Origin of the sequence: Roseateles sp. (assembly GCF_052436255.1) — a bacterium.
Lineage (GTDB): Bacteria > Pseudomonadota > Gammaproteobacteria > Burkholderiales > Burkholderiaceae_C > Pelomonas.
This window is the reverse complement of sequence record NZ_JBQVNP010000141.1, coordinates 1-13,732: the sequence shown is the minus strand read 5'-3', so window position 1 is coordinate 13,732 and position 13,732 is coordinate 1. Positions and strand designations below refer to the sequence as shown.

Annotated in this window: 9 protein-coding genes; 8 read left to right on the top strand and 1 reads right to left on the bottom strand. The window is 67.7% G+C overall.

All coding sequences use genetic code 11. The features are described from left to right. Positions 1 to 677 (top strand): signal recognition particle-docking protein FtsY (ftsY, locus tag ACT6S0_RS22450; RefSeq protein ID WP_444765993.1); only part of this gene is annotated, 677 nt, incomplete at its 5' end. A 159-nt stretch (positions 678 to 836) separates the two neighbouring features. Continuing rightward, the gene (locus tag ACT6S0_RS22445) at positions 837 to 2,888 is read left to right on the top strand and encodes an alpha/beta fold hydrolase (RefSeq protein ID WP_444765992.1); all 2,052 of its coding nucleotides are present in this window, start codon (positions 837 to 839) and stop codon (positions 2,886 to 2,888) included. A 67-nt stretch (positions 2,889 to 2,955) separates the two neighbouring features. On the opposite strand, the gene ffh is transcribed toward ACT6S0_RS22445, so the two are convergent. After that, positions 2,956 to 4,335 carry a signal recognition particle protein gene (ffh, locus tag ACT6S0_RS22440; protein WP_444765991.1) on the bottom strand — a complete coding sequence of 460 codons (1,380 nt, stop codon included), beginning with the start codon at positions 4,333 to 4,335 and terminating at the stop codon, positions 2,956 to 2,958. A gap of 57 nt (positions 4,336 to 4,392) precedes the next feature. Between ffh and ACT6S0_RS22435 the strand changes: the two genes are divergently transcribed. The 6 genes from ACT6S0_RS22435 to ACT6S0_RS22410 all read left to right on the top strand — a co-directional run bounded on the left by ACT6S0_RS22435 (position 4,393) and on the right by ACT6S0_RS22410 (position 13,399). After that, a complete protein-coding gene (locus tag ACT6S0_RS22435; RefSeq protein ID WP_444765990.1) occupies positions 4,393 to 5,268 on the top strand; it encodes a cytochrome C assembly family protein in 876 nt (291 codons plus the stop codon). Then, complete coding sequence (locus ACT6S0_RS22430) at positions 5,265 to 5,510, top strand: PP0621 family protein (protein ID WP_444765989.1); 246 nt, start codon at positions 5,265 to 5,267, stop codon at positions 5,508 to 5,510. The genes ACT6S0_RS22435 and ACT6S0_RS22430 overlap by 4 nt, the downstream gene beginning before the upstream one ends. 2 nt (positions 5,511 to 5,512) lie before the next feature. Continuing rightward, positions 5,513 to 7,186 (top strand): sensor histidine kinase, encoded by a 1,674-nt coding sequence (locus ACT6S0_RS22425; RefSeq protein WP_444765994.1) that lies wholly within the window; start codon positions 5,513 to 5,515, stop codon positions 7,184 to 7,186. 4 nt (positions 7,187 to 7,190) lie between these two features. Beyond that, a complete protein-coding gene (locus ACT6S0_RS22420; RefSeq protein WP_444765988.1) occupies positions 7,191 to 8,642 on the top strand; it encodes a sigma-54-dependent transcriptional regulator in 1,452 nt (483 codons plus the stop codon). 499 nt (positions 8,643 to 9,141) lie between these two features. Further along, positions 9,142 to 12,057, top strand: coding sequence for a ribonucleoside-diphosphate reductase subunit alpha (locus tag ACT6S0_RS22415; RefSeq protein WP_444765987.1), 2,916 nt, complete (start codon positions 9,142 to 9,144; stop codon positions 12,055 to 12,057). A gap of 157 nt (positions 12,058 to 12,214) precedes the next feature. Continuing rightward, the gene (locus ACT6S0_RS22410; RefSeq protein ID WP_444765986.1) at positions 12,215 to 13,399 is read left to right on the top strand and encodes a ribonucleotide-diphosphate reductase subunit beta; all 1,185 of its coding nucleotides are present in this window, start codon (positions 12,215 to 12,217) and stop codon (positions 13,397 to 13,399) included. The last annotated feature ends 333 nt before the right edge of the window (positions 13,400 to 13,732 follow it).

The following is a 13,732-nucleotide window of genomic DNA, read 5'->3' as shown; positions in this document are numbered from 1 at the left end:
GCCTGCTGATCGATGCGCTGACCGAACTGCTGTCGCCGCTGGAGAAGGGCCTGGAAGTCGGCCGCCATACACCCACCGTGATGATGGTGGTCGGCGTCAACGGCGCCGGCAAGACGACCAGCATCGGCAAGCTGACCCGCCACCTCGCCGAGGCGGACCAGAAGGTGCTGCTGGCCGCTGCTGACACCTTCCGCGCCGCCGCGCGCGAGCAGCTCGGCGTCTGGGCCGACCGCGCCAAGGTCGAGATCATCAGCCAGGAGGGTGGCGACCCGGCGGCCGTGAGCTTCGACGCCGTCAACGCGGGCCGCGCGCGCGGCGCCGATGTCGTCATCGCCGACACGGCCGGCCGCCTGCCGACGCAGATCCACCTGATGGAAGAGCTGAAGAAGATCAAGCGCGTCATCAACAAGGCCCAGGAAGGCGCCCCGCATGAGGTGCTGTTGGTGGTGGACGGCAACACCGGCCAGAACGCGCTGAACCAGGTCAAGGCGTTTGATGAGGCGCTGGGCCTGACGGGGCTGATCGTCACCAAGCTTGACGGCACCGCCAAGGGCGGCGTGCTGGCGGCCATCGCGCGCGAGCGCCCCGTGCCGGTTTACTTCATCGGCGTGGGCGAGAAGTTGGAGGACCTGGAGACCTTCAGCGCGCGCGAGTTCGCGCGCGCGCTGCTGGAGTAGCTGGGGCCTTGCCTTCCGCTTGTGGCCGCAAAGGCCGCAGGCCGTGCGGCAATTCCCGCCGGGCGTGGGTCCGGCTTGCCGGAGCCGCGCGCCCTGACCGATGGCATGGGGCCCGAGACTGCCTATGCTCGCGGACTTCTCTTTCTGTCCGAGGTCCGCATGTCCCGTTCCCAGCTCCTGCTTCCGCTGACCCTGGCGCTCGCCGCCGCGCTGCCGATGAGCGCGCTCGCCGCCGACGCCCGCCAGGCCGCCCTCACCGTCGGCGACACACCGCTGATCCCGCGCACTGCGCTGTTTGGCAACCCGGTCAAGGCCGGCGCGCAGTTGAGCCCCGACGGGCAGTGGTTGTCGTGGATGGCGCCGGTGAACGGCGTGATGAACGTCTGGGTGGCGCCTGCGGCCAAGCCGGAGGCCGCCAAGGCCGTCACCGATTCCAAGGACCGCCCCATCCCCGGCCACTTCTGGTCGGGCAACAGCGAGCAGCTGCTGTTCGTCAAGGACAACGCCGGCGACGAGAACTTCCGCCTCTACGGCGTGGACGTGAATACCGGCACGCAGCGCGACTACACGCCCTTCGACAAGGTGCGCGTGCGCATGATCGGCGGCTCGCGCAAGCGGGTGGACGAGGTGCTGGTCGGCATCAACAACCGCGACCCGCGCTGGCATGACGTGCACCTGTTGAACCTGAAGACAGGCGAGCTGAAACTGGTCATGAAGGGCGATGGCTTTGCCGGTTTCGAGACCGACGACGACCTGCAGGTACGCCTGGGTGCGCGCCCCAACGCCGCCGGCGGCACGGACTACTACCAGGTCAAGGACGGCGCGGTCGCCGAAAAGCCCTTCCTGAGCACCAGCCTGGAAGACAACGCAACCGGCCCCATCGGCTACACCGCCGATGGCAAGACCTTGTACTGGCGGGATTCGCGCGACCGCGACACCACGGCCGTGTTCGCCGAAGACACCGCCACCGGCCAGCGCAAGCTGATCGCCCAGGACGCCCGCGCCGACCTCGGCGCGACGCTGCGCAACACCACCACCGGCGAGGTGCAGGCCTACGCGGTGGACTACCTGACCACCGAGTGGCACTTCATCGACAAGGGCCTGAAGGCAGACTTCGACTGGCTGCAGCAGCAGCTGGGCAAGGGCGAGGTCTTCGTGGCCAGCCGCACGCGCGCCGACGACAAGTGGATCGTCGGCATCGATCCGGTCTCCAAGGTCTCCGCCACCTATCTGTATGACCGCAAGGCCAAGAAGCTGTCGGCGCTGTACGTCGCCCGCCCCGAGCTGCAGAACGCGCCGCTGGTGCCCATGCATGCGGTCGAGATCAAATCCCGCGACGGCCTGACGCTGCCCAGCTACCTGACACTGCCGCAGGGCGCCGACAAGAACGGCGACGGCAAGCCCGAGCAGGCCGTGCCCCTGGTGCTGCTGGTGCACGGCGGCCCCTGGGCGCGCGACGGCTACGGCTACAACGGCACCCACCAATGGCTGGCCAACCGCGGCTATGCGGTGCTGTCGGTGAACTTCCGTGCCTCCACCGGCTTCGGCAAGAAGTTCCTGAATGCCGGCAACAAGCAGTGGGGCCTGGCCATGCACGACGACCTGATCGACGCCGTGAACTGGGCCGTCAAGCAGGGCGTCACCAGCAGTGACAAGGTCGCCATCATGGGCGGCAGCTACGGCGGCTACGCGGCGCTGGCCGGCCTGGCCTTCACGCCGACCACCTTCGCCTGCGCGGTCGACATCGTCGGGCCGTCCAATCTGGAAACCCTGCTGGGCACCATCCCGCCCTACTGGGAGGCTGGCAAGAAGCAGATGTACAGCCGCATGGGCGACCCGACGACCGACGAGGGCAAGGCCATCCTGCGCGCCGCCTCGCCGCTGTACAAGGCCGACAAGATCGTGCGGCCGCTGCTGATCGGCCAGGGCGCCAACGACCCGCGCGTGAAGCAGGCCGAGTCAGACCAGATCGTCCAGGCCATGCAGGCCAAGAACATCCCGGTCACCTATGTGCTCTACCCGGACGAGGGCCACGGCTTCGCCAAGCCCAACAACCGCATCGGCTTCAACGCCATCGCCGAGAGCTTCCTGGGCCACTGCCTGGGCGGCCGCGTCGAGCCGCTGGGCGAGACGGTGCGCCAGTCAACGGCTCAGGTCGCCCACGGCGCCGACTTCCTGCCTGGTCTGAAGGCTGCCGCCGAGAAGAAGTAGGCATCGCACCGCACCAAAAGAAAGAAGGCCCCTCGGGGCCTTCTTTGCATTCGCAAGGGGAGAGGGGCTACATCCCGGGCAGGCCTTTCATGCCGCCCATCTTCTTCATCATCTTCATCAGGCCGCCGCCCTTCATCTTCTTCATCATGCCCTGCATCTGGTCGAACTGATTCAGCAGGCGGTTGACGTCCTGGATCTGTACGCCGGCACCGGCGGCGATGCGGCGCTTGCGGCTGGCCTTGCTCTTGCCGTCCATCAGCAGCGTGGGCTGGCGGCGCTCCTTGGCGGTCATGGCCTGCAGGATGCCCTCCATGCGCTTCATGTCGCGCTCGGCACGGTCCATGTCCGCCTGGCCGGGCTGCTTGTTGCCCATCATGTTCTGCGGCAGCTTGTCCATCAGGCCGCCCAGGCCGCCCATCTTCTTCATCTGCGAGATCTGCTGCAGGAAGTCGTTCAAGTCGAAGCCGCTGCCGCTCTTGAGCTTGTCGGCCATGGCCTGGGCCGAGGCCATGTCGACGTTGGCCGTGACCTGCTCGACCAGGGCCACGATGTCGCCCATGCCCAGCACCCGACCGGCGTGGCGGTCGGCGTCGAACACCTCCAGGCCGTCGATCTTCTCGGACACGCCCGCGAACTTGATCGGCGCGCCGGTGATCTGGCGCACCGACAGCGCCGCGCCACCGCGCGAGTCGCCGTCCAGTTTGGTCAGGATGACGCCGGTCAGGGGCAGCGCTTCCTTGAAGGCCTTGGCCGTGTTGACGGCGTCCTGGCCCTGCATCGCGTCGACGACGAACAGCGTCTCGACCGGGTTCAGGACGGCATGCAGCTCCTTGATCTCGGCCATCAGTACGTCGTCGATGGCCAGGCGGCCGGCGGTGTCGACCAGCAGCACGTCGAAATAGTGGCGACGGGCGTGGTCCAGCGCGGCCAGCGCGATATCGCGCGGCTTCTGGTTCGGCTCGGACGGGAACCATTCGCCGCCGGCCTGCCGGGTCACCGTCTTCAACTGCTCGATGGCGGCCGGGCGGTAGACGTCGGCGGAGACCGTCAGCACCTTCTTCTTGCGCTTGTCGATCAGGTGCTTGGTGAGCTTGGCGGTTGTCGTCGTCTTGCCGGCGCCCTGCAGGCCGGCCATCAGGATGACGGCGGGCGGCTGGGCGGCGTGGTTGATGGCGGCCACACCCTCGCCCATGGTCGCGGCGAGTTCCTTGTGGACGACAGAGACCAGCACCTGGCCCGGGTTCAGCGAGCCGACCACCTCCTGGCCCAGCGCCTTCTCCTTCACGCGGGCGATGAAGTCGCGCACCACCGGCAAGGCCACGTCGGCCTCCAGCAGGGCCATGCGCACTTCGCGCAACATGTCCTGCACGTTGCTCTCGGTGATGCGGGCCTGCCCGCGCATCGTCTTGACGAGGCGACTCAGGCGGTCGGTGAGGTTTGAAGCCATGGGGTAGGAGGGGGCCTGGTCGGCAGAACGGCGACAGGCCAAAAGTACACTGCGGCCATGAGTTTATCGCCCGCTCCCCTGGGAGACGCCGCAGCCGCCCACGCCATTGGGCCCGGCCTGGCGCTGGCCGTCGCCAGCGGCCTGGCGCTGCTGGGCTATGTCTGGGTCGGACTGCTGCGCGCGCGCGCCGGCGAGGCCGAGACGGCCGCCCGTGCGCCGGTGCGTTCGGTGCCGCCGATGGCGCTGGCCTGGACGGCGCAGTTCGTTGCCCTGTTCATCGACATCAGCGGTTTCGGCCTGGCCACGCCGGGCGCGCGCTTCGGCTTTGCACCCGCGCTGTCGATGACCACCTGGCTGGTGCTGACGGTCTATCTGATCGAAAGCCGCTTCCTGCCGTTGCACAGCGTGCGCCGCGTGCTGGCCTGGCTGGCGGCGGCGGCGGTGCTGCTGGCCTGGGGCTTTCCGGGCGAGAGCCGCCCCACCGCGGCCTCGCCTTGGGCGCCGCTGCACTGGGTGCTGGGCCTGGCGTCCTACGGCCTGTTCGGCGTCGCCGTGCTGCATGCGGCCTTGATGAATCGTGCCGAGAACCGGCTGCGCCACAAGCTGGCCACGCCCGGGGGGCTGCCGCTGCTGCAGCTGGAGCGGTTGACCTTCCAGTTTGTCGCTGCCGGCGTGGCCGTGCTGTCCCTGGCGATCCTGCTGGGCTGGTGGTTCACACCGAGCTGGCACTGGGACCACAAGAACCTGCTCGCCGTGCTGGGCTGGCTGGTGCTGACCGGCCTGCTCGTCGGCCGGCGCATCTACGGCTGGCGTGGCCGGCGCGCGACGCGCTGGCTCTATGCCGGCGCGGCGCTGCTGCTGCTGTCCTATGCGGGCTCGCGTTTTGTCTTCGAGGTCATCCTGCAGCGCGGCTTGAACGGGGGCGGCGCATGAAGTACCTGCTGCTGCTGGCCGTGCTGGCGCTGTTCGTCTTCATCATCGGCTTCAAGCGCGGCCGGCCGCGCGAGCCCGAGGTGCGCAGCAAGCCACGGTCGCCCGAGGCACCCAAGGCGATGCTGCGTTGTGCAGAGTGCGGCATGCACCTGCCGGCCGACGAGTCGCTGCCCGGCAAGGGGGGCGTGTTCTGCAGCGTCGGACACCGGACCAGCTTCGAGAACCGGCAGGACCCGCTTTGAGCGTGGGTGGCCACGGCAGCTGGTTCGTCGAAGTCCAGCCGGCCGAGCCGGTTGAGAGCAGCGCTAGCTTCGAACGCCTCTACCGCGCCTTTCTTGCGGCGCGTGCCGCGCTCGGGCTGGCGCTGATCGCCGCGCAGCTGATGGCCGCGGCGCTGTCCACGCCACCGGCGCGGTCCACCCTGGCGCTCAGCGCCTACTACGCCATGGCCGCCGTGGCCCTGTGGCTGCTGCCGCAACTGCGGCGCGGCGCCTCGGCGCGCAGCCTGGCCCGCATCAGCAGCCCGCACTGGTGGAGCGCCATCGGCATGGACCTGGTCCTGTTCGGCGTGCTGCATGCGCTGGACCCGAGCGGCGTCAACTACGGCGCGCTGTTTGTCATGCCGGTGCTGATGGCCGCCGTGCTCTGCCCGCGCCTGCTGGCGCTGGCGACCGCGGCGATAGCGACGCTGGGCCTGCTGGGCGCGGCCGTGTGGGCCCTGTTGCTGGGTGCCGACGTGGGCCTGCGGACGACGCAGGCGGGTCTGGTAGGCAGCGGCCTGTTCGCGGTCAGCCTGCTAGCCGGCGAGCTGAGCGCGCGCCTGGCCCGCGAGGAAAAGGCCGCGCGTGGCAGCCTGGCACTGGCGCGGCAGCAGGAGTCGCTGAACCGCCTGGTCATCGACGAGATGCAGGAAGGCGTGCTGGTGGTCGACCGCCGCGGCCGGGTGCGGGCGACGAACCCGGCCTCGCGCGAGCTGCTGGGCGCCGCCAGTGGCGAGCTGAGCTGGCAGTTGCGCGGCCGCGCCGACTGGCAGCCGCTGGTGCAGGCGCTGGAGCGCGCCTATGTCGGCGGTACCGGCGCGGAGGTTGACGTGGCGCTGCCGTTGGAAAGCGGCCTCAGCCGCAGCCTGCGCTTGCGCCTGCGTTTCACGCGCCAGCGCGAGGGCAGCGAGGAGCTGTGCGTGCTCTTCGTCGAGGACAACCGTGAGCTGCTGGCGCGCACGCGGCAGGAGAAGCTGGCCGCCATGGGCCGGGTGTCGGTCGGCATCGCGCACGAGATCCGCAACCCGTTGGCGGCCATTGCCCAGGCCAATGCGCTGATCGCCGAGGACGTGGCCGGCATGCGCGCCGAGCAGTTGACCAAGATGGTGGCGTCGAACGTGCAGCGGCTCAAGCGCCTGGTCGACGATGTGACCGAGATCGCGCCCGGCATGCAGCCCGACACCCAGCCGCTGGATGCCAGCGCCCGCGTGCAGGAGGCCTGCGAGGAATGGGCCCGGGTCAATGACATCAAGCCCGGCGCGCAGAGCCGGTTTCAGCTGCAGATCGAGGCGCCCGGCCTGCAGGCGCTGTTCGACGCCGAGCACCTGCGCCGCGTGCTCGTCAACCTGCTGGACAACGCGCACCGGCATGCCGAGACCGGCGTCGGGGCCATCGCCGTCGTGCTGGCGCGGCACGGCGACGGCCTGGAGCTGGTCGTGCGCAGCGCCGGCGCGCCGGTGCCGCCGGACATCGAGCGCCATCTGTTCGAGCCCTTCTTCTCGACACGCAGCCGCGGCTCGGGCCTGGGCCTCTATATTTGCCGTGAGTTGTGCGAGCGCCATGCCGCCCGCATCGACTACCGCCGTTCGGGCGACGCAGCGGCCAACGAGTTCCGCGTCCAGCTGCGCATGCCTTCAGCCCCAATAACATCCCGCTGAGCCGATGAGCAACCCCACTCGCCTGCTGGTCGTCGATGACGAGCCCGACCTGCGCACGCTCTATGAGCTGACGCTGCTGCGCGAGGGCTACGAGATCGACAGCGCCGGTTCGGTCGCGGAGGCGCTGGCACTTCTGCAGGCCGCGCAGTACAGCGCCGTCATCACCGACATGCGCCTGCCCGACGGCTCCGGGCTGGAGCTGCTGCGCTGGATGGAGCAGGCGGGCCGGCCGGAGAAGGCCATCGTCATCACGGCCTTCGGCTCGGCCGAGAACGCTGTCGAGGCGCTCAAGGCCGGCGCCTTCGACTACCTGACCAAGCCGGTCGACCTGCGTCAGTTCCGCCTCGTCGTCGGCTCGGCATTGGGCCGTCAGCCGACGGCACGCCTGCCCGAGCCGGCGCCCGTCACCGAAGCTGCAGGCCCGCCGGCCGCGACGGCGGTGCGCCTGGTCGGCGAGTCGCGCGCCATGCGGGCGGTGCGTGTGCTGATCGAGAAGGTGGCGCGCAGCATGGCGCCGGTGTTGGTGCAGGGCGAGTCGGGCACCGGCAAGGAGCTGGTCGCGCGCGCCATCCATGACCATGGCGCGCGGCCCGACGGGCGCTTCGTCGCGGTCAACTGCGGCGCCATTCCCGAAAACCTGCTGGAAGCCGAGTTCTTTGGCTATCGCAAGGGCGCCTTCACCGGCGCCAACGAAGACCGCGAGGGCTTCTTTCAGGCGGCCGACGGCGGCACCCTGTTTCTCGACGAGATCGGCGACCTGCCGCTGGCGATGCAGAGCAAGCTGCTGCGCGTCATCCAGGAACGTTCGGTGCGGCCGGTCGGCGCCACGGCGGAGACGCCGATCAATGTGCGCATCTTGAGCGCCACGCACAAGGACCTGGCCACCGAGGTGGCGGCGGGCCGCTTCCGCCAGGACTTGTTCTACCGCCTGAACGTCATCCAGATCCGCGTGCCGCCGCTGCGCGAGCGGCTCGAGGACCTGGGGCTGATCAGCACCCGGGTGCTGGCGCGCATCGCCCAGGACGCCGGCGTGTCGCCCGCACCGCGGCTGACGGCAGCGGCGCTGCAGACCCTGTCGCGCTACGCCTTCCCGGGCAATGTGCGCGAGCTGGAGAACCTGTTGCACCGCGCGCTGGCGCTGGCCGGCGGTGAGTTGATCGACGCCGACGACCTGGGCTTGCCCGACGCGCTGCTTGACGAGGGTCGCAGCGAATCGCAGTTCGCGGCACTGGAGACGCCGGTGGCGGCGGCGCCGCTGGCCGAGGCGGTGTCGCTGCCCGAGGAACTGCCGTCAGACCTGGCACGCTATCTCGACGAAGTCGAGCGCGCCATCCTGCTGCGCGCGCTGGAATTGCACCGCTTCAACCGTACGGCGGCAGCGGCGAGCCTGGGGCTGTCGCTGCGCCAGATCCGCTACCGCATGGCGCGGCTGGCCATCTCGGCCGGGGACAGCTGAAAAAGCCCTCTCGGGATTTGCCCTGCTTTAAATCGGCGACGCGGCTTGTTTGCACCCGCGGCCGTGCGCGCTGACGCAGTACTGGCGCGGCCTTGCGCTGCGCTGCGGCCCGCCAGCCCAATGCTCATGGGGGTTGTCGGCAGCGATGCCCGCTGCCATCGGGCCACGGCGCGCACGGCGCATTTGTCCAGCGGAATCTCGCCCCGGGTTTGACACTAGGGGTAGTGCTTGAGTGAGGCGTAGGCCATAGATATAGTGTCCCTTCGTGATATCCTGCTAACCCAGTCGCCCCCATGACCATCCCCTCGGAATCGCTGTTTGCTGTGGCCTGGCCGCAGCAGCAATGCACCCGAGGACCAAGCCGGAATCGCGGCCTGGCAATGGACCGGCAGGGACGAAATACCCCCACTGAAGCAACGCACGATGCGCTGACCCGCCCCCGGGACGTCCGGGCTCAGGCCGCGCATTTGCCCGTCATTTCTCGATAAAGGATCTCCTCATGCTGCATGAAGCCGTCACGGGCCAGCCCGCCCCCGCCTCGCCTTCGTCGCTGTCCCCGGTCGCGTTTGGATCCGACGCCTCCGCCACCAGCGCGGTCGCACCGACGACCTACCAGGCCTACCAGATCATTCGCCGCAACGGCGCGGTGGTCTCCTTCGAGCCGAGCAAGATCGCCGTCGCGCTGATGAAGGCCTTCCTGGCCGTGCATGGCACCAGCGGCGCGGCCTCGGCCAGCGTGCGTGAGACGGTCGAGCAACTGACCCAGAACGTCGTGCGCGCGCTGCTGCGTTCGCGCCCGAGCGGCGGCACTTTCCATATCGAGGACGTGCAGGACCAGGTCGAGCTGGGCCTGATGCGCAGCGGCCACCACGAGGTCGCGCGCGCCTATGTGCTCTACCGCGAGCGCCGCGCCCAGGAGCGCGCCGCTCAAGGCGAAGCCACGCGCGCAGCCGAGCCGGCACTGATGGTGGTGGACCGTGGCGAGCGCCGCCCGCTCGACCTGGCGGCGCTCAAGGGGCTCATCGTGTCGGCCTGCGAGAACCTCGGCGCCGACGTGAAGCCCGACCCGGTGCTGGCCGAGACCATGCGCAACCTGTACGACGGCGTCGCCATCGACGAGGTCTACAAGGCCGCCATCCTGGCCGCCCGCACGCTGATCGAGAAGGATCCCGGCTACAGCCGCGCCACCGCGCGCCTGCTGCTGCACACCATCCGCCGCGAGATCCTCGGCGGCGAAGTGCTGCAGGGCGAGATGACGCAGCGCTATGCCGAGTACTTCCCCGGCTATATCAAGAAGGGCATCAAGGCCGAGCTGCTGGACGAGAAGCTGGGCCAGTACGACCTGGCCAGGCTGGGCGCCGCCCTGAAGGCCGAGCGTGACCTGCAGTTCGACTACCTCGGCCTGCAGACGCTGTACGACCGCTACTTCCTGCACATCGAAGACCAGCGCATCGAGATGCCGCAGGCCTTCTTCATGCGCGTGGCCATGGGCCTGGCGCTGGGCGAGATCGACCGCGAAGCGCGCGCCATCGAGTTCTATGAAGTGCTGTCCAGCTTTGACTTCATGTCAAGCACGCCGACGCTGTTCAACGCCGGCACGCGCCGCTCGCAGCTGTCCAGCTGCTATCTGACGACGGTTGCCGACGACCTCGACGGCATCTACGAAGCGCTCAAGGAGAACGCGCTGCTGAGCAAGTTCGCCGGCGGTCTGGGCAATGACTGGACGCCGGTGCGGGCGCTCGGCTCGCACATCAAGGGCACCAACGGCAAGAGCCAGGGCGTCGTGCCCTTCCTGAAGGTCGTCAACGACACGGCAGTCGCGGTGAACCAGGGCGGCAAGCGCAAGGGCGCCGTCTGCGCCTACCTGGAAACCTGGCACCTCGACATCGAGGAGTTCCTGGACCTGCGCAAGAACACCGGCGACGACCGCCGCCGCACCCACGACATGAACACGGCGAACTGGATTCCCGACCTGTTCATGAAGCGCGTCATCGAGGGCGGCGACTGGACGCTGTTCAGCCCCAGCACCTGCCCCGACCTGCACGACCTGTTCGGCGCCGCCTTCGAGAAGGCCTACGTCGAGTACGAGGCCAAGGTCGACCGCGGCGACATCAAGCTCTTCAAGCGCATGCCGGCCAAGGACCTGTGGCGCAAGATGCTGTCGATGCTGTTCGAGACGGGCCACCCCTGGATCACGTTCAAGGATGCCTGCAATGTGCGCAGCCCGCAACAGCATGTCGGCGTCGTGCACTCCAGCAACCTGTGTACCGAGATCACGCTGAACACCAACGACAGCGAGATCGCCGTCTGCAACCTCGGCTCGGTCAACCTGGCGCAGCACATCAAGGACGGCCAGATCGATCACGCCAAGCTGAAGAAGACGACGCGCACGGCCATGCGCATGCTCGACAACGTCATCGACATCAACTACTACGCCGTCAAGAAGGCGCGCGATTCAAACCTGCGCCACCGTCCGGTCGGGCTGGGCATCATGGGCTTCCAGGACGCGCTGTACCAGCTGCGCACGCCCTATGCCAGCCAAGCCGCCGTCGAGTTCGCCGACCGCTCGATGGAAGCCGTCTGCTACCACGCCTACTGGGCATCGACCGAACTGGCCGAGGAGCGCGGCCGCTACTCCTCCTACAAGGGTTCGCTATGGGACCGCGGCATCCTGCCGATCGACTCGCTGGACCTGCTGGCCGAAGCCCGCGGGGGCTACGTCGATGTCGACCGCTCGACCACGATGGACTGGGATGCGCTGCGCGGCCGCATCGCCACCTACGGCATGCGCAACAGCAACTGCGTCGCCATCGCGCCGACCGCGACCATCTCCATCATCATCGGTGTCGACGCTTCGATCGAGCCCTGCTTCGGCAACCTGTCGGTCAAGTCCAACCTCTCCGGCGAGTTCACGGTCATCAACGAATCGCTGGTGCGCGACCTGAAGGCCCTGGGCCTGTGGGACGACGTGATGGTGATGGACCTCAAGCACTTCGATGGCTCGCTGCGCCGCATTGATCGTGTGCCCGAGGAGATCAAGGCACTGTATGCGACGGCGTTCGAAGTGGACACCGTGTGGCTGATCGAAGCCGGCGCGCGGCGCCAGAAGTGGATCGACCAGGCGCAGAGCCTGAACATCTACATGGCCGGCGCCTCGGGCAAGAAGCTCGACGAGACCTACAAGCTCGCTTGGCAGCGCGGCCTGAAGACGACCTACTACCTGCGCACCACCAGTGCGACGCAGGCCGAGAAGAGCACGGTCACGCGCTCGGGCCAGCTCAATGCGGTGTCGTCGAGTGCGGCGCCGGTGATGGCTGCAGTTGCCGCGCCTGTCGCGGTCGTCGAGCCGGAGCTGCCCGCAACGGACATGAAGTTCTGCTCGATCGATAACCCCGACTGCGAGGCCTGCCAGTAAATGGCGGGGAGGCATGGACTTGTATAGACAAGTTCACGCCTCGTGTTTTCGATGCCCACGCGCAACAAACTTTGCGCGAACCATGCAAATAGCCGCAGCCAGACCTTGTTGAACTACACAAGCACTGCCGATAATTCGAAGCGATAGGAAAGACACCATGCTGGATTGGGACGAAGACCTGAAGTCCACTGATACCCACAACGCGAAAACTATCGCGGCCCTGCCTTCGGCGTCCCTTTCGGCGACGGCTTCGGCAACCACGTCGCACGAAGCCGCCAGCGTCTCCATCCCCGCTCCCCACCTGTCCGGCGAAGCGACGACCGCGCGTCGTGTGAAGGCCGCGGACAAGCGCATCATCAACGGCCAGACCGACGTCAATCAGCTGGTGCCGTTCAAGTACAAGTGGGCCTGGGAGAAGTACCTCGCCACCTGCGCCAACCACTGGATGCCGCAGGAAGTGAACATGAGCCGCGACATCGCGCTCTGGAAGGACCCCAACGGCCTGACCGAAGACGAGCGCCGCATCATCAAGCGCAACCTCGGTTTCTTCGTCACGGCCGACTCGCTGGCCGCCAACAACATCGTGCTGGGCACTTACCGCCATATCACGGCGCCCGAGGCCCGCCAGTTCCTGCTGCGCCAGGCCTTCGAAGAGGCCATCCACACCCACGCCTACCAGTACATCGTCGAGAGCCTGGGCCTGGACGAGAGCGAGATCTTCAACGCCTACAACGAGGTCCAGTCGATCCGCGACAAGGACGAGTTCCTGATCCCCTTCATCGGCGCGATCATGGATCCGCACTTCCACACCGGCACGCCCGAGAACGATCAGACCCTGCTCAAGAGCCTGATCGTCTTCGCCTGCCTGATGGAGGGCATGTTCTTCTACGTCGGCTTCACGCAGATCCTGGCCATGGGCCGCCAGAACAAGATGACCGGTGCCGCCGAGCAGTACCAATACATCCTGCGCGACGAGTCCATGCACTGCAATTTCGGCATCGACCTGATCAACCAGATCAAGCTTGAGAACCCGCATCTGTGGACGGCCGAGTTCAAGGCCGAGATCAAGGCGCTGTTCCTCAAGGCCGTCGAGCTGGAGTACCGCTACGCCGAGGACACCATGCCGCGTGGCGTGCTGGGCCTCAACGCCTCGATGTTCAAGGGCTATCTGCGCTTCATCGCCAACCGCCGTGCGGTGCAGATCGGTCTGGAAGCGTTGTTCCCGAACGAAGAAAACCCCTTCCCCTGGATGAGCGAAATGATCGACTTGAAGAAGGAACGCAACTTCTTCGAGACCCGCGTCATCGAGTACCAGTCGGGCGGGGCACTGAGCTGGGACTGACCTCCCAGCCACAACAAGATCAAGACCTGGCCAATGCAGTCACCGAGCGAAACCCGCATCAACACCCACGAGGTGGCGGGGCTGCATGGCGATCCCATTCACCGTATCGAGGCGCTCCTCCTGGGCGACTCTCGGGCGGTGAATAGCCGTATCTGGGCGGACCGGTCCGCACAGAACGGTGACTTTTCCACTTGATCAAGGAGAAAACCATGGCAACTGCAAAGACCCCGGCCAAGGCCGTAGCGAAGAAGGCCGCTCCGGCCAAGGAGGCGGCAGCTCCCGCGAAGAAGGCCGCTCCGGCCAAGAAGGCGGCAGCGCCCGCGGAGAAGGCCG

Coding starts and splice junctions, on each gene's coding strand:
- ACT6S0_RS22445 (WP_444765992.1), top strand. CDS start 837: ATGTCCCGTTCCCAGCTCCTGCTTCCGCTGACCCTGGCGCTCGCCGCC.
- ffh (WP_444765991.1), bottom strand. CDS start 4,335: ATGGCTTCAAACCTCACCGACCGCCTGAGTCGCCTCGTCAAGACGATG.
- ACT6S0_RS22435 (WP_444765990.1), top strand. CDS start 4,393: ATGAGTTTATCGCCCGCTCCCCTGGGAGACGCCGCAGCCGCCCACGCC.
- ACT6S0_RS22430 (WP_444765989.1), top strand. CDS start 5,265: ATGAAGTACCTGCTGCTGCTGGCCGTGCTGGCGCTGTTCGTCTTCATC.
- ACT6S0_RS22420 (WP_444765988.1), top strand. CDS start 7,191: ATGAGCAACCCCACTCGCCTGCTGGTCGTCGATGACGAGCCCGACCTG.
- ACT6S0_RS22415 (WP_444765987.1), top strand. CDS start 9,142: ATGCTGCATGAAGCCGTCACGGGCCAGCCCGCCCCCGCCTCGCCTTCG.
- ACT6S0_RS22410 (WP_444765986.1), top strand. CDS start 12,215: ATGCTGGATTGGGACGAAGACCTGAAGTCCACTGATACCCACAACGCG.